We start from the raw sequence: 255 nt of genomic DNA, 5'->3' as shown, positions 1-255 counted from the left end.
TTCCGACACGAAGTAGCGCCTCTCGTCGGTGAAGCGCACGGCCAGTTCGCGGGGGGAGAGTTCGGTCGCATCAAGCGCCATCTCGACGATCTGCGCGCGGATATCCTCGCCGATGCGGTTCCACACCTGGCTCGGCGCCGAGGGGCGATCCTCCAGGGCTTCAGGACCGCCCTCAAGGAAGCGGTCATACCAGCGGTAGAACGTCCGGCGAGGAATACCCAGCTTGTCCAGAGTGTGCTTGGCCGGCAGGTGCGA

The 255-nt window shown here is 65.1% G+C and carries 1 protein-coding gene; it reads right to left on the bottom strand.

Annotated features, from left to right (window positions below; genetic code table 11):
* A partial coding sequence (locus I5E68_RS20025; RefSeq protein WP_197167485.1) for a helix-turn-helix domain-containing protein occupies nucleotides 1–255 on the bottom strand: 255 nt, incomplete at both ends.

Origin of the sequence: Novosphingobium aureum (assembly GCF_015865035.1) — a bacterium.
Taxonomy (GTDB): domain Bacteria; phylum Pseudomonadota; class Alphaproteobacteria; order Sphingomonadales; family Sphingomonadaceae; genus Novosphingobium; species Novosphingobium aureum.
Note: the sequence above shows the minus strand (reverse complement) of the source record. Positions and strands in the feature narration are given on the sequence as shown.